At 43.0% G+C, this 14,308-nt stretch carries 17 protein-coding genes and 2 pseudogenes; 13 read left to right on the plus strand and 6 right to left on the minus strand.

Annotated elements, in window-relative coordinates; all coding sequences use genetic code 11:
* Positions 1-427 precede the first annotated feature (427 nt).
* From BM124_RS18100 to BM124_RS18140, 9 genes and pseudogenes are all read left to right on the plus strand, one after another.
* The gene (locus BM124_RS18100) at positions 428-1,831 is read left to right on the plus strand and encodes a hypothetical protein (protein ID WP_093339851.1); all 1,404 of its coding nucleotides are present in this window, start codon (positions 428-430) and stop codon (positions 1,829-1,831) included.
* A 114-nt stretch (positions 1,832-1,945) separates the two neighbouring features.
* Entirely contained in the window at positions 1,946-2,125 is a 180-nt protein-coding gene (locus tag BM124_RS18105) for a hypothetical protein (protein WP_093339853.1), read from the plus strand.
* A pseudogene (locus BM124_RS18110) lies at positions 2,107-2,555 on the plus strand (EamA family transporter); the annotation flags it as partial. The gene BM124_RS18105 and the pseudogene BM124_RS18110, both read left to right, overlap by 19 nt.
* A 169-nt stretch (positions 2,556-2,724) precedes the next feature.
* The gene (locus BM124_RS18115) at positions 2,725-3,276 is read left to right on the plus strand and encodes a cupin domain-containing protein (protein WP_093339856.1); all 552 of its coding nucleotides are present in this window, start codon (positions 2,725-2,727) and stop codon (positions 3,274-3,276) included.
* A gap of 415 nt (positions 3,277-3,691) precedes the next feature.
* A complete protein-coding gene (locus BM124_RS18120) occupies positions 3,692-5,104 on the plus strand; it encodes an MBL fold metallo-hydrolase (protein WP_093339858.1) in 1,413 nt (470 codons plus the stop codon).
* Positions 5,105-5,222: 118 nt separating this feature from the next.
* Complete coding sequence (locus BM124_RS18125) at positions 5,223-5,483, plus strand: metal-sensitive transcriptional regulator (protein ID WP_093339861.1); 261 nt, start codon at positions 5,223-5,225, stop codon at positions 5,481-5,483.
* A 64-nt stretch (positions 5,484-5,547) separates the two neighbouring features.
* Positions 5,548-5,856, plus strand: a complete 309-nt coding sequence (locus BM124_RS18130; RefSeq protein WP_425288602.1) for a rhodanese-like domain-containing protein — start codon at positions 5,548-5,550, stop codon at positions 5,854-5,856.
* A 23-nt stretch (positions 5,857-5,879) separates the two neighbouring features.
* Positions 5,880-6,665 (plus strand): sulfite exporter TauE/SafE family protein, encoded by a 786-nt coding sequence (locus tag BM124_RS18135; RefSeq protein ID WP_093339897.1) that lies wholly within the window; start codon positions 5,880-5,882, stop codon positions 6,663-6,665.
* Positions 6,666-6,685: 20 nt separating this feature from the next.
* Complete coding sequence (locus tag BM124_RS18140) at positions 6,686-7,078, plus strand: DUF302 domain-containing protein (RefSeq protein WP_093339863.1); 393 nt, start codon at positions 6,686-6,688, stop codon at positions 7,076-7,078.
* Between the two features lie 154 nt (positions 7,079-7,232).
* On the opposite strand, the pseudogene BM124_RS18145 reads toward BM124_RS18140, so the two are convergent.
* Positions 7,233-7,598 (minus strand): annotated as a pseudogene (locus BM124_RS18145) (cytochrome c oxidase assembly protein); the annotation flags it as partial.
* 153 nt (positions 7,599-7,751) lie between these two features.
* Here BM124_RS18145 and BM124_RS18150 point away from each other — a divergent pair.
* Positions 7,752-8,012, plus strand: coding sequence for a hypothetical protein (locus BM124_RS18150; protein WP_093339870.1), 261 nt, complete (start codon positions 7,752-7,754; stop codon positions 8,010-8,012).
* A 255-nt stretch (positions 8,013-8,267) separates the two neighbouring features.
* On the opposite strand, the gene BM124_RS18160 is transcribed toward BM124_RS18150, so the two are convergent.
* The 5 genes from BM124_RS18160 to BM124_RS18180 are packed head-to-tail and all read right to left on the minus strand — an operon-like array spanning position 8,268 to position 12,014.
* Positions 8,268-9,341 carry a sensor histidine kinase gene (locus BM124_RS18160; RefSeq protein ID WP_093339873.1) on the minus strand — a complete coding sequence of 358 codons (1,074 nt, stop codon included), beginning with the start codon at positions 9,339-9,341 and terminating at the stop codon, positions 8,268-8,270.
* Complete coding sequence (locus BM124_RS18165) at positions 9,331-9,993, minus strand: response regulator transcription factor (protein ID WP_093339876.1); 663 nt, start codon at positions 9,991-9,993, stop codon at positions 9,331-9,333. The genes BM124_RS18160 and BM124_RS18165 overlap by 11 nt, the downstream gene beginning before the upstream one ends.
* A gap of 13 nt (positions 9,994-10,006) precedes the next feature.
* Positions 10,007-10,597: a TlpA family protein disulfide reductase gene (locus tag BM124_RS18170; protein ID WP_244504410.1), complete on the minus strand. Its 591-nt coding sequence runs from the start codon at positions 10,595-10,597 to the stop codon at positions 10,007-10,009.
* Positions 10,598-10,615: 18 nt separating this feature from the next.
* The gene (locus tag BM124_RS18175) at positions 10,616-11,356 is read right to left on the minus strand and encodes a cytochrome c biogenesis CcdA family protein (protein WP_093339881.1); all 741 of its coding nucleotides are present in this window, start codon (positions 11,354-11,356) and stop codon (positions 10,616-10,618) included.
* Positions 11,346-12,014: a hypothetical protein gene (locus BM124_RS18180; RefSeq protein ID WP_093339884.1), complete on the minus strand. Its 669-nt coding sequence runs from the start codon at positions 12,012-12,014 to the stop codon at positions 11,346-11,348. Before BM124_RS18180 ends, BM124_RS18175 begins: the two co-directional genes overlap by 11 nt.
* Before the next feature lie 200 nt (positions 12,015-12,214).
* On the opposite strand from BM124_RS18180, the gene BM124_RS18185 reads away from it, so the two are divergent.
* The 3 genes from BM124_RS18185 to BM124_RS18195 are packed head-to-tail and all read left to right on the plus strand — an operon-like array spanning position 12,215 to position 14,217.
* Complete coding sequence (locus tag BM124_RS18185) at positions 12,215-12,784, plus strand: sulfurtransferase TusA family protein (RefSeq protein ID WP_093339887.1); 570 nt, start codon at positions 12,215-12,217, stop codon at positions 12,782-12,784.
* A gap of 18 nt (positions 12,785-12,802) precedes the next feature.
* Positions 12,803-13,933 (plus strand): MBL fold metallo-hydrolase, encoded by a 1,131-nt coding sequence (locus BM124_RS18190; RefSeq protein WP_093339889.1) that lies wholly within the window; start codon positions 12,803-12,805, stop codon positions 13,931-13,933.
* Positions 13,934-13,989: 56 nt separating this feature from the next.
* Positions 13,990-14,217, plus strand: coding sequence for a sulfurtransferase TusA family protein (locus BM124_RS18195; protein WP_093339892.1), 228 nt, complete (start codon positions 13,990-13,992; stop codon positions 14,215-14,217).
* Positions 14,218-14,308: the final 91 nt, after the last annotated feature.

Consider the following 14,308-nt stretch of genomic DNA (forward strand, 5'->3'; position numbering starts at 1 on the left):
AAGTCTATCCCTCTACAATAGGAGATTTTTTTAGGCTTGTAAATGAAAAATAACCCATAAATGATACTATAAGGAAGTTGTTTGCAAGACTAGTGTTCTTCTCAAGTAAAATGGATCATTTTAAAAATCTATTGCGATTTACTGATCAATAAATTTCATAATTTATTATTAACGGAACAAAACAAAAAACAACACTTTTCCTATCCGTTTAATTACGTAATTGAGGACAAAGGCGATGAAATTATACTACATCGGTTTAATTATGGTGAATAATTACAAAACTTGTTAGTATTTATATATACGAAATTTTAAATGCTCACTGGGGCGCCCCAGTCATTTAAGAGTTGCGAACCAGGTAGGCAGCGCTCTCATAGAGTTCGTAAATGTAACGAACTTTATCGGAAATTCTTGAAAGGCGTGAATTTGCATGCTTAATTTTTTATCTACAGTTTTAAATCTAGGCAATGAAGTTGATGATATTGGTGTTTTTGATCCGTTGTTAGACATCGATTCAAATTATTTTATTAATATAAAAAGACTCAAGGAAGCAAAAACACCAGAATTTGAAGATGCATACGAGAAAATCAATGCATTGTTTAGGGAAATTGGATTACTACTAGCTAATTCATCTGAGAGGAAACATAAATTATACAAGGCAGCATTAAAGCGCTTTGATTTTCCAGAAGTGAATGGAATATGTCTTGGATATTCAAACAGTAAACATGGGTCAGGGTTTGGTGAATATCTTAGAGAACAGATAATCAGTGATTCAAAACAGATAATCGATTCTGGAGTAAAAGAACCAGAAATATTTCATCTAGTTGGTTTATTTGAAAAAAATGTAGGTCCTGATCGTATAAGTGATATGATAGCGTGTATAGTAAAGTCCGACATTGAAATATACACGAAAAGAATTAATAAACAATTAGGTATTAATGAAACAAATTATCCAGATTTTCAATTCCAAAACGGGTTAATTATTAATCCATTTAAAAATTCACCAGTATTATTGTTACCAAAAGAGGTTTTGCATGAATTACCTATTGCAAAAGATTGGGAAGACATTGATAGAGTTTGTAATGAGATTGAAGAAATACGGAGAGAAATTAATGAGGTGATCGGTAAAGAGTGGACGAAATCATCATCAAGTTATAAAAAAGAGTTTTTAAAGGACTATATAATTAATAATCCAGAGGTATTTATGAAAATCATAAAGAAATATAGGGAGACATCCATCCCCATATATGACTTCAATAATGATCCCAATGGTGAATATAGAGTTGCTAAAATTGCCAATGTCTTGCCAAATGAATATCCGATTGAAATACCTGAGGAAGGCGAAACTACACATAAAATTGCTAAGTTATTGTGTCATAAGTTCAAGGATTTAGTAGAGAATAATAAAGTAAATGATCTTTTATATATAAATGGTAAACCAAGAAGTGAAAAAATAGTTCAACGTGCATTTTTTTGTGTAGCTGATAGTTACTGCAGCGCTTTTAAACTTGATATAAGTCCTGAAACAGATAGTGGTAGAGGACCTGTTGATTTTAAATTTAGTGATAGTTATTTAGATAGGACTCTGGTTGAAATTAAATTAACCTCAAATCACAATTTAGTTCACGGAATGAAAACACAAATTCAAGAGTATGCAAAAGCTGAAAAAACTGCAAATCTTATTTATTTAGTGATACATAATGGAGGACCTAACAAAAGAATTGAGGAATTAATGAAGCATTATTCAGAAAATAAAGAGAAAAAGAAGTGCCCGCTTTTAATCCTTGTTGATGCGACTCCAAAGGAAAGTGCTAGTAAATATGAAGGTGAATAAAGAATTGAGAAATACGAAACAGCATTTAAACAACTCTTTTTTCGGCATGTTTGTGCATGGAATCTTAAAGCACAAATACTATTAAGGATTAAAACACGGTAAAGTGGTGACATTATGGAAGATATATGGATGGATTTTAAGAAATTAAAAGAAAAAGATAATTTGTTTGACCTCCCAGCTGAGGAAGCCTTGGAGCGACTCGGAAATTTAATTGATATTTCAATGGACCTTCAAAGAAGTGACGGAATTCAACATGCTATGCAACAAATGGATAAACTACATCGATTTCAGTGAGTTTTCTAGGAGCGGCAGCAGGGCTTGCTGCTGGTCTTTCCTATGCGTTGTTTATATTCGGGTTTAAAAATGCCTCTTCTATCGGAAAACCGCAGACTACGTTAACCATCGCCTTTTTTTCATTTTGTCTCATCCTTTTTCTTTTCGCGGACAAGGATGAAGCAGCTGCTGTGGGGACGTCAAGCGACATAGGATGGTTTCTTCTATTAGGGATCTTGGGTGCCGGAATTTCATTTATATTTTATGTGATTGGTATTCGACGGACTGCGACTGCCCCACAACTGCTTCGATGGTCGCCATGGTAGAGCCCCTGACAGCTTCATTATTTGGCGTTCTACTTATCGGAGAATATTTGACTATCATTCAACTTCTTGAAATGGTGCTCATCCTGGTTACGATTACCGTACTTAGTGTGAAGCAGTCCGACTGAATAAGTTTTTGTCTAGTAAACTAGCCCCTTCATAGAAACGCAATTTTTAACATAAGAACGAAGCTTCACTCTCTTAATTACCGGTTATTAAATAACCACCATTAACCAAGGTACATTTTCTGGGCTCGAAGCATAAAATATAAAAATTGATAAAGGGGAGTGAGCTAAAATGTACTATTGTATGTACCCTTATCCATATTTCGTAAATATTCCTACATTCCACTATGGAATTCAGCCAGTACAAGAAACGTTTTCGCCGGAAAGAGGATATAGGCCTCAACCTATTCAGGATACAAAAGAATGGAAGGATTATGGATCGAATCCCTATGTTGTAAACATCAATGAAGCTTCGAAACAGAATGAAACCTTTCGAACGGCAATATGGACGGGGAATCATCTACAAGTCACGGTGATGAGTATTCCGCCGGGAAAAGATATCGGCTTGGAAATACATCCGGATGTGGATCAATTTTTACGTATAGAAGACGGTCATGGGCATGTTCAAATGGGGGATACAGAAGACCATTTGTATTTCCAGCGCAATGTATTTGGTGATGATGCTATTATGGTGCCGGCCGGAAAATGGCATAATCTAATTAATGCAGGATATAAACCGCTTAAATTGTATACTATTTATGCGCCGCCGGAACACCCATTTGGAACGATTCATAATACAAAAGCAGACGCCATGGCTGCCGAACACAATCAATACAGATATTAAAAAAACAACAAGGAACCAAACTGCTGGTTCCTTTTTTTATTCTTATTTATTTGGATTAAAAAATGTTCATATGGCAAACATAAAGTAGTGGGAGGTGTTTAGTTTTGAGATTAATAGAAATCAAACTTACCAAGTTGTGTAGTTTTTTTAACTGAGAAAGAAATGAATACAATGCTCAATGCATTTCCAAGTATTTTTAAGGAAGGTTTGCAAAGAGGTGTATTTTGAAGAATAAAAAAATGTATGTTGGAACACTTTATGTATTAGAAATTCGAAAAAAAGAGATATATTTAAAATTAATATAAAAATGTTAGGTAACACAAAATACAGAGTGAATGAAAAATAATATTTTATGTTTTCCTATATACTGTACAGGGTATTGTTAAATAAATTACTTAAGAAAGGAGATCAATTTGTGTATTTAAAATATTTTTACGATAACGAATTGGCGCAGGCGTCTTATATGGTCGGCTGTCAAAAGACCGGAGAAGCAGTAGTCATCGATCCGTCCCGGCATGTTCAGGAATACCTGAATGTTGCCGAAGAACAAGGATTCACCATAACCGGGGGATTGGAAACACATATCCACGCCGACTTTGTATCCGGTACAGTGGAACTGGCTGCCCGCACGGGTGCGGTCATTTATCATTCTGTAGAGGGAGCGGAAAACGGCGGCTATGCCCTTTCTTCCTCGCTGAATATAAAAGGAGTGCGGGATCAGGACCGTATCCAGATCGGCAATGTGTGGATCGATGTGCTTCATACTCCGGGGCACACCCCAGAACACGTTTCATATCTGCTTACGGACGGAGCCAACCCAGAGAAACCAATCGGGGTATTTACCGGCGATTTTGTGTTTGTCGGAGACGTCGGACGCCCCGATCTTCTGGAAAAGTCCGTCGGTGTGGAAGACTCCGCAGATGCAGGAGCACGGCAGATGTTTGCGTCCATTCAAGCATTTAAGCAGTATGAGGATTATCTGCAAATCTGGCCTGGACATGGTGCCGGTAGCTCCTGTGGTAAAGCGCTTGGGGCAGTGCCGACATCGACGGTCGGCTATGAAAAAATGTTCAACCCCGCCTTCCAGCCAGAACATGAACAGGAGTTTGTTGATTTTCTGCTGGATGGACAGCCGGAACCTCCTGCCTATTTTGCGAACATGAAAGAAATGAATAAATACGGTGCGGCGTTATTATCCGAGGTCCGTCCTCCAGTTCGTCTGTCCATCGACGCTGAAGAGATGGAAAAGCTGGCAGAAGAAAGTACCAAAATGGTGGTGGATACAAGAAAAACGGCTGCCTATGCCCGTGGTCACATCCCCGGGACGATCAATATTACGTACCCGGAAGCTTTTACGGAATGGATGGGATGGCTTACGGATTATGACTCCGATGTCTATCTGATCGGAGACGATAAGGATCACGAAGCCATGAAGGACGCCCTGTACGGTATCGGTATCGACCGCATCGCCGGCCTGATTTCAACAAGTGTCGTGGAACAGGCCGAACATCTGCGCACGTATGAGAACATCACTCCGAAAGAAACGAAAGAGGAACAGGAAGCAGGCAACCTCCGTGTGCTTGACGTTCGGTTTCAGGACGAACGAGAACGGGAGCATATTCCGGGAGCGGAGCATATTATGCTCGGTCGTCTGCCTTCCACATCGGACCAGGACCTGCCGCCGAAGGATAAACCGGTAGCCGTGCACTGCGGTTCCGGTAAGCGGTCCGCTATTGCTGCCAGTATTCTTCTTAACAAAGGGTATGACGTCAAAAATATGCTGGGTGGCATGATGAAATGGAAAAACGAGAACCTCGAGACAGCGTAAAATCGGATGTTGAAGGCTCTTAAGAGGGCCTTCTCTAATCCATTTACATGGGAATGTTGACAGCTGATGAACACCGGTGTAGAATATACCCCGTATGGTATGTGAAGGGGAGGGAAACATGCAATATACAGACGAGATGAAAAATAGACTGAAGCGCGTCGAAGGACAAGTCCGCGGTGTCCAGAAAATGATGGAAGAAAGCAAGGACTGCAAGGATGTTGTCTATCAAATGTCGGCGGCAAGGACCGCGCTTGATCGCGCGATGGCCTATATCGTTGCCGAGAATCTAGAGGAATGCATTCGCGAACAGATAGAAACAGGCGGAGACACGTCGGAATATGTCCAGGAAGCAATCGAACTGCTCGGTAAAAGCAGGTAAAAAATAAATTTTTTTAATGTATTTTATACCCATAGGGGTATAAGTATAAAAGGAGGTTGTTATTATGTTTTCGTCTATTTCAAAGATAACACCAAAAGAATTGGAGCAGCAGATGCATCATGAATCGGTACAGGTTATTGATGTACGCTCCCGGGACGAAGTCAGACAGGGAAAAATACCGGCAGCAGAAAATATTCCCTTGGATGAGCTACCGGAAAGGATGGAAGAACTGGATAGATACGAGGAGTATGTTATGGTGTGCCGTTCCGGAAACCGGAGCGCAAAAGCAGCGAAACATCTGCATCAAAACGGGTTCCATGTAAAAAATATGACCGGCGGCATGATGAAATGGCAAGGAGATATCGAGGCGTAAGAAAGGAGGGGAAACAAAGCATGATGGAGTACAGTATCTTATTTATTATTGTTTTATTTCTTATTGGGTTTGCTGGATCTTTCGTTTCCGGAATGGTCGGCATCGGAGGGTCCATTATCAAGTATCCTATGCTCCTATATATCCCGCCTTTACTGGGCTTTTCCGCCTTCACGTCCCATGAAGTGGCGGGCATCAGCGCCGTGCAGGTGTTTTTTGCCACGATTGGCGGGGTATGGGCCTACCGTAAAGGTGGGTATTTAAATAAATCGCTAATTTTATATATGGGTGTCAGCATTTTGCTCGGCAGTTTGATCGGGGCCCTGGGCTCCAATCTGATGACAGATGATGGCGTAAACATGGTTTATGCGATCCTTGCGACAATTGCTGTCATCATGATGTTTATTCCAAAGAAGGGCAGGGAAGATACTCTTAACGAAGAAGTTACCTTTAACCGAGGGATTGCAGCTGGTTCTGCCTTTATTGTCGGAATCGGTGCTGGTATTGTTGGAGCTGCCGGAGCTTTTATTCTTGTCCCTATTTTACTTGTTGTATTAAAAATACCAACACGGATGGCAATTGCCACCTCCCTTGCGATTACCTTTATTTCTTCGATCGGGGCAACGGTCGGCAAAATTGCGACTGGTCAGGTGCTGCTCATTCCAGCTATCGTGATGGTAATAGCCAGTCTATTAGCAGCATCCCTGGGTGTGAAATTTGGGAAAAAGGTCAATACAAAAATACTACAAGGCATTCTAGCCTTGTTGATACTGGCGACAGCCATCAAAATGTGGTTTGATATTCTTGGATAATACAGATAGGAGTGAATGTTATGTTTCATTATACAGTAACTACGGACCAAACAGTGGATCATACGGTCCAGGCTTTAAGTGAAGTCTTGCAAGACGAAGGATTCGGGGTATTATGGGATTTTGATGTCAAAGATACACTCAAAGGGAAAGGCATCGATTATAACCGGAACTACCGGATTCTCGAAGTATGTAACCCTCAGGCTGCCAAAGAAGCACTCACCCTCAATCATATGGTCGGCTATTTTCTCCCTTGTAAAGTGGTAATTTATGAAGAAAATGGGGAAACTCAAGTAGGCATGCCGAAACCGACTGTGCTAATGGATATGATAGGAGATGAATCGTTGAACGAATTTGCCGCAGATATTGAGAAGCGTATGGCCAGCTGCATGGATAAAGTCAGCCGAAACTCATAATAAGAAAAGGCAGCATCTTCTTCCATTGATGCTGCCTTTCTTTAGGTGAAAAAGGAAAAGAGTTCCCACTTTTCATTCAGGACCAAAGTGACTGTTGGCCAGGAAGAATCACACCTTACCATGATGCAAGAACGCTTGTTCAAGAACATGCCACTCAAAACCATTGCAAACAAAGGATGAAAATGATGATGACGTCGATAGCATCTCCGCCGTAATACATCAACAATCCTCCGCTTTCGGCTTGTCCTGAGGGGACGCTATTAGGCGGATGAGCATAAATATATTTTGATAAAATCCCGTGTCCTGCTAACGCAAGGACCAATACGATGGCACGGTATAGAAAAGAAATTCTGTGAGGCGCCGGATCTATATAGATCATTGCTATGGTAAATAGGTGTCCGGCAAGAAAAACATAACCGTGCATCGCAAGATGTAGAAGGAGATACTCATGCATCAAGGAATAAAGGTCTGTGGTATACAATAACCAAAGCCCCCCTATATTAAGGAGAGATGCCGTGAGTACGGCATTTGATTTGTACCACCAATGCAATCTTTTTTACCATCGAATGCAGCGTATTTTACCACTCTCTGCATTTGTCTTTACCATTCCACTGCCTTCTGTATACTTAGTGGGCATGCCTTACGGCATGACATTAAATACAGGAGGTTTTTTATGTTTCCTTATCGTCTAATACTGGAATTACAAGGTGAAGAAGAAAGAAGTTTACGAAGCATTGCCGCTATGACTCATCACTCCCGGCAAAAGGTGACGGAAGTTATCCGACTTGCGGAAAAACGAGGGTTGAAGTGTCCATTAGATGAGGAGATGACGGATCCATGGATTGAAGACTTTCTTTATCCCGAGAAAAAATTAGAAGCTTCAGGACGGCATGTGATTGATTTTGACTACTATCGTAAAATGATGCCAACGTAATAATTGATGAAAAAGGGTTTCGTCTAATAAGGCGGGCAGTCCTATTCCGAATAGAACACCAGCTCATATATTCCGTTTGCCGTTCGTAACGGTCGAGTGATTATTGTCGGTATGACTAATCATTTATTTTCCTCCTTTTTCAAAAGAACTTCCCAAAAATGTTAAGGCCTAAACTTAAGGGGAGGGTGGTTTTGGAAAATATGCTAAAACGATGACAGTACCAGAATTTCATTCCTCTCTAAAGTTATCCACCGTTCATAGTGGAAAGCTGAACCAAAAATGATGGTTCCAACCGTCAGTTTCAATGCCGGCTCCTCCGTTGTGCTGCTCAGCGAGTTCTTTGACAATGGCAAGCCCCAGGCCGGATCCGCCCGTCTGCCGCTGGCGGGACGAATCTTCCCGGTGAAACCTTTCAAAAAGGCGGTGTTTGGTCTCGGGTTCTATCCAGGCTCCGGTATTTTGAACTTCCACGACATAAACCGTTCCTTTTCTGAATCCGTGCAAATATACAGGGTCCTCGTTTTTTCGATGCTCTACAGCGTTTTGCAGGAGGTTGCTGACCATCTGCCGGATGGACCCGGCATCCGCTTGAATTTGACAAGGTTCTATATCGAGGTGCAGTTTCATGTTTTTATCTGCCATCTGCCATTCAAATAATGAAGCGGCATTATGGAGAAGCTCGTCGACCGGCACGGTTTCTTTTTTCAGGACAGGGCTCTGCATATTCCATTCTGATAATTGATACAGATTATTTACCATATCTGTCAGCCGCGCTGATTCCTGATGCAGTGATTCAAAAATAGAAGGGTCCGGCGGAATAACGCCTTTTTTCAGGCCTTCCAAATAGCCGTTAATATTCGATAACGGCGTCCGGAACTCATGGGCCATATCGGAGACCATTTTGCTTCGGGCATCCTCTGTCTCTTTCAGCTGTAGCGAGAGGCGGTTGAAGTTTTGAGCAAGAATGAACAGTTCATCTCTCGTTTGCTGTACGTCCAGCTTTTCAGGAAAACGTCCCTGGGTCAGTTCTTCGGTGGATGCGGCTAAATCCCGGATCGGTTCCATGATTTTTTTCGTAATATAAGAATAAAAGAAGGCTCCTGAAACAAATAGTACGAGAAAAACCAGCAGCATATATTCCAGAAAAGTTTCACTGAAAAACTGCTGATCAGAGGTTTCTACTCCAGAGAGGGAGTTCACCAGACTGCACGCATACTGATACACCGTAAACCCTCCAACGATAAATAAGAGGGCAGTCAATAAAACATTGGCAGCTGTTAACTTCACCGCTAAGGAAAGACGTGGTTTCTTTTTTTCTTTACGGAACAAATTTATACCCCATTCCCCGAACGGTCAGAAAGCGGCCGGCTCCGAGCTTTTCCCGAAGATGTTTGATATGCACGTCAATGGTGCGGTCCATGATCACCGATTCGTCATTCGGATAGATTTGTTCGGTGAGAAGGTCTCTGCTACAGATCGTGTGGGGATGGCGCATAAAATGATATAACAGGGTGAATTCAATTTTTGTTAACGTCTTAGGTTCCCCGTGCAGGGAAACTTCTCCTTTTCTCGGTTTGATGGTTAAGCCGCTGTAGGTGATTTTCTGGCAGGTATGACCGGTACGGCGCAGGATGGACTGCACACGCGCGGCGAGTTCTTCCGGACTGAATGGTTTAATCATATAATCATCCGCTCCCATTTTCAGTGCTTCAATTTTTTCCTCGCTGCTTACTTTGGCGGTCAACATCAGAACGGCGGCCTCATACCCGTTATGTCTCATCCATTGGCACACTTCTTCTCCGGATTTTTTAGGAAGCATCAAATCAAGCACAAGTAGGCAGGGTTCATGTTCTATAACCAACTCGACAGCCTCGTTTCCGTCCGAACAGGTATAGACTTCATGTCCATCGTTCTCGAGATACATGCGTACTAAATTCTGAATCATGGGGTCGTCTTCAACCACTAAAATGGTCTGTTCCATTTGCCACTCCACCTTATTTAAGCTTTTCTAACTCGCTTTTCATCATATCTTCATTCATCGCGCCGATGTTAATATGCTGAACCGTTCCTTCTGAATCAATGAAAAAGGAAGTCGGGACCGGCTGAATATTATATTTTCCGGCTACGCTGACATCTTTATCAAGAAGAATGGGAAAGGAGAGATCCATCTCTTCAACAAAAGAGGAAATCGCACTTTGCCCTGATTCCGTATCGGTTAAATTCACAGCCAGAACTTCTATATCATTTTCTTCATAAAAGGTCTGCATGTCCGGCATTTCCGCCCGGCACGGAGGACACCACGTTGCCCAGAAATTAATGAGTACAGGGGTACCTTCCATCTCTGACAAGGACATCGTTCCTCCATCTAATGTATCGAGTTCAAAATCTGGAGCGGGATCCCCTTCTTCAAGGGTTCCTCCCTGTGTTTCAGCCTGCTCTTCCTTGGATTGAAAATCTTCATCTGACGGCGGGGCAGAGGTTGTGGTCTCTTCTTCAGGGGCGGCCTCCTCCGTGCTCATAGCGTCATAAAAAGCCCACCCGAGCATGCCGGCTAAGAGAATGCCGATTACTGCTATTTTTATCATTATAATATTCTCCTTTCTTTAACCCAAATTTTCAAACCAGGTTCCTTCTACAAGTCGAAGCAGCCAGGCGGATAAAGCGGTAAGTTCTCCTGTAAATAGAAGTACTCCCATGATGATTAAAACGATACCGCCACCTTTCATGATGACAGACGAGTATTTCAGAATAATTTTGGTCTGCCCGGCAAAAAATCCAAAAAACAGAAAGGGCAGGGCAAAACCGGTGGCGTACATTCCGGAGTACAATAAACCGGAGGAAGGATTCGAGGCGGCCATGGTTAAAATGGAAGCAAAAATCGGTCCGATACAAGGTGTCCAACCCGCAGCAAAGCCAAGGCCGGTAAAAAAAGTGCCAATCCATCCAGCGGGTTTAGAAGAAAAAGTAAGATACTTTGTTCGAGCAAACATTTTCACGGAAATGATTCCTGTTAAATACAGCCCCATGAAGATTATAAATACGCCGCTGATGCGTTGCAGAAGAAGTCCGCTGTCCCCTCGGAGCAGACCGTTGATCATTTGCCCGGCGTATGATGCTCCTAATCCAAGTCCCAGAAACACGGTAGATACTCCTGCTAAAAACAGCAGCGAATAAACAAAAATTTTCACTCGGATATCTTTACTCTGCGGGGACTGTAAATCTTTCACACTCATGCCGGTGATATAGGATAAATAAGCCGGGAAAAGCGGCAGCGTACAAGGGGAGAGAAAGGAAATCACTCCGGCTGATAACGCCACCCATAAGGTAATATTTTCAGGATCCATGACTGCGATCCGCCTCCTTTGTAAAAAAAGTCACGGCAGCACCTGTCAGGCAGGCGGCTGCTGTTATGTAAAAAGGCCATGCAGGAAGATAAACAAAAAAGGTTCGCAAGGTATATAGCTCATTTAATATACCGGCGCTCAGACTGAAAAAGAATAACACGATACAAAGGGCACGAAGCCGGATTTTCAGAACCATTCCCCAAAAGCCGAGTACATGAAGAAGCATGTAGAAAAGAAAGGCGGTGGATGGCTCAAACCCAGTAAAACGAAGCAGAAATCCAAACAGAAAAAAACTTAAAACGTACAACGCTGCACTCAGCCGCAGTAACTTTTGAAAGGATAATGATTGTTTTTTTGCGGAGTAGAACAAAAACACAAGCAGTATCACCCAGCTGAACAGCCATCCTTTCCAATCCGCCGGGAAAGCCAGCATCGCCAGTGGATCAGTCAACGCCACGCTTGGGTGAAATAGGAGAGTGCTCCCCTGATACGTTAATAAAAACAAGATAAAGCCATTAGAAAGAACCGGGCTGTAATGTTTTTTTTCTTCACGAAAAAGAACATAAAAAAGGATAATATAAGCAGGCAGTAAAGCTGCTCCGGCTGCGATCCATTCGGTTTGAATGAGAAGCGGGCCGATATCTAAAGCGTGGGGCATGATCATCTTCCTTTCCTGTCTTGCCTGCCGTAACAGATGATACAACGTAAATGTTAAGTGTTGATGAAGAAAATAAAGAAATTAGGAAAGGTTGACAAGAAACTCATTCTATTATAATATACCCCTACAGGTATTGGTAGGTTATTTTTTTAAAGTTTTTGAATACCCCATACCGTATATGTATATAGGAGGGAAATTAAATGAGTATGAAAGTGAATGAAAGCGTAGATGCCAAAGGGCTTGCCTGTCCAATGCCGATAGTCAAAACAAAAAAAGCGATCGAAACCATCGAGCCCGGGGAAGTATTGGAAGTTCAGGCCACCGACCGCGGTTCGCTTGCTGATCTGCAAGGGTGGGCTAAGACGACAGGGCATGAATACGTCGGCAGTAAAGAAGCAAATGACGTGCTGTACCATTACGTTCGCAAAGCCAATCCTGAGGAAACGAAAGAAGAGACTACGTTTCCCCACGAAGTTACCAACAAAGAGTTAAACGAAGTTAAGGACCAGGCCGGAGTTACGGTTCTTGATGTACGGGAGCCGGCGGAATATGCGTTTGCACGTATTCCGGGAGCGGTATCCATTCCGCTCGGTGAACTCGAAGATAGAATGAAAGAGCTCGACACCTCTCACACCATTCATGTCGTATGCCGCACCGGCAACCGGAGCAGCACAGCGGCTCATATGCTCCAAGAGAATGGTTTTGACCATGTTATTAACGTGAAACCGGGCATGTCGGAATGGGACGGCCCCACCGAGAACGATCAATAAACAGGAGGTATTTAATAAATGGGAATTCAAGCCATAACAGCCGCAGCACTAGCAAAAAAAGTAATCCGCCAGGAGCCGTTATTTATCCTGGATGTTCGGAATGAAGACGAATTTAAAGACTGGAAAGTAGAAGGAAAAAATGTAGAGATCATCAATAAGCCGTATTTCGAGATGCTGGACGGGGTAGAGGAGATTCTGGATCAGATTCCATCGGACAAAGAAGTTCTTGTCGTTTGTGCAAAAGAGGGATCTTCCCAGTTTGTCGCGGATATGCTCGCGGAAGCGACCGGAGGAGATTATTTATACCTCCAGGGCGGCATGAAGACATGGAGTGAACACATTGAGCCTGTTAAAGTCGCGGATTTGAGCGATGGAGGCGAACTTTACCAATTTGTCCGGATCGGAAAAGGCTGTCTTTCGTACGCTGTTCTTTCGGACGGCGAAGCGGTACTCATAGATCCGGTTCGATTGACGGATGCGTTTGCAGCTTTTCTGGAAGAGAAACAGGTCGTTTTGAAATACGCCATTGATACACACCTGCACGCCGATCATATTTCCGGAGGCCGGGAACTTGCTGAGCGTTTTGGTGCTTCGTATCTGCTTCCATCTGCCGATGCCGGCAGTGTGACGTTCTCCTATGATCCACTTGAAGACGGGCGAACACTGACCGTAGGGCGCGCCTCGATTGACATTCAAGCCATGTACTCCCCGGGGCATACGATTGGCAGCACTTCATTCATTGTAGACAATCAGTATCTGTTCACCGGGGACATTCTGTTTGTAGACTCCATCGGCCGCCCGGATCTTGCCGGAAAAGCCGAAGACTGGGTCGGGGATCTGCGCGAAACGCTGTACCGCCGTTATGCCAATCTGGATCGAAACCTGATTGTGCTGCCGGCCCACTTTTCGAAAAAAGAAGAGCTCGACGAAAACGGCCGTGTCATGGCAAAACTTGATGAGCTGTACGCCCGCAATCAAGGGTTAAATATCGAGGAGGAAGGCGCCTTCCGCAAAAAGGTAACCGAAAACCTTCCGCCGCAGCCGAACTCTTACGAAACGATCCGGCAGACCAACATGGGTCAGGCGGCACCGTCTGAAGAAGAAAAAACCGAAATGGAAATCGGCCCGAACCGCTGCGCTGTATCCTAGCAGCGTAACGGTGAACATTTGAAAACACAATTATTTCTAACAAGGAGAGATTTTTCATGGAAAGTAATAAAGTATTAAACGCCCAAGGTCTTGCCTGCCCAATGCCGGTTGTCAAAGCCAAGAAAGAAATCGATAACCTGAATGACGGCGAGATTCTTGAAATACACGCTACCGATAAAGGGGCAGCATCCGACATCCCAGCTTGGACGAAGTCCTCGGGCCACGAACTTGTACAGCAGGACGAAGAGAACGATATTCTAAAATTCTGGATAAAAAAAGCATAAGGAGCATTCCTGTTAGGGGAAAATGTGAGTTTTGAACAAAAAAGAGCCCCCTTGGTATAGTACGGAGTGTCCGATGAAAAATCATCGACCT

This window comes from Salibacterium halotolerans, assembly GCF_900115625.1.
GTDB lineage: Bacteria > Bacillota > Bacilli > Bacillales > Marinococcaceae > Salibacterium > Salibacterium halotolerans.

What these genes read in the sequence shown, in the direction of transcription:
- BM124_RS18100 (WP_093339851.1), top strand. Translation starts at nt 428, where the DNA reads ATGCTTAATTTTTTATCTACAGTTTTAAATCTAGGCAATGAAGTTGAT.
- BM124_RS18105 (WP_093339853.1), top strand. Translation starts at nt 1,946, where the DNA reads ATGGAAGATATATGGATGGATTTTAAGAAATTAAAAGAAAAAGATAAT.
- BM124_RS18115 (WP_093339856.1), top strand. Translation starts at nt 2,725, where the DNA reads ATGTACTATTGTATGTACCCTTATCCATATTTCGTAAATATTCCTACA.
- BM124_RS18125 (WP_093339861.1), top strand. Translation starts at nt 5,223, where the DNA reads ATGCAATATACAGACGAGATGAAAAATAGACTGAAGCGCGTCGAAGGA.
- BM124_RS18130 (WP_425288602.1), top strand. Translation starts at nt 5,548, where the DNA reads ATGTTTTCGTCTATTTCAAAGATAACACCAAAAGAATTGGAGCAGCAG.
- BM124_RS18135 (WP_093339897.1), top strand. Translation starts at nt 5,880, where the DNA reads ATGGAGTACAGTATCTTATTTATTATTGTTTTATTTCTTATTGGGTTT.
- BM124_RS18140 (WP_093339863.1), top strand. Translation starts at nt 6,686, where the DNA reads ATGTTTCATTATACAGTAACTACGGACCAAACAGTGGATCATACGGTC.
- BM124_RS18150 (WP_093339870.1), top strand. Translation starts at nt 7,752, where the DNA reads ATGTTTCCTTATCGTCTAATACTGGAATTACAAGGTGAAGAAGAAAGA.
- BM124_RS18165 (WP_093339876.1), bottom strand. Translation starts at nt 9,993, where the DNA reads ATGGAACAGACCATTTTAGTGGTTGAAGACGACCCCATGATTCAGAAT.
- BM124_RS18170 (WP_244504410.1), bottom strand. Translation starts at nt 10,597, where the DNA reads ATGATAAAAATAGCAGTAATCGGCATTCTCTTAGCCGGCATGCTCGGG.
- BM124_RS18175 (WP_093339881.1), bottom strand. Translation starts at nt 11,356, where the DNA reads ATGGATCCTGAAAATATTACCTTATGGGTGGCGTTATCAGCCGGAGTG.
- BM124_RS18180 (WP_093339884.1), bottom strand. Translation starts at nt 12,014, where the DNA reads ATGCCCCACGCTTTAGATATCGGCCCGCTTCTCATTCAAACCGAATGG.
- BM124_RS18185 (WP_093339887.1), top strand. Translation starts at nt 12,215, where the DNA reads ATGAGTATGAAAGTGAATGAAAGCGTAGATGCCAAAGGGCTTGCCTGT.
- BM124_RS18190 (WP_093339889.1), top strand. Translation starts at nt 12,803, where the DNA reads ATGGGAATTCAAGCCATAACAGCCGCAGCACTAGCAAAAAAAGTAATC.
- BM124_RS18195 (WP_093339892.1), top strand. Translation starts at nt 13,990, where the DNA reads ATGGAAAGTAATAAAGTATTAAACGCCCAAGGTCTTGCCTGCCCAATG.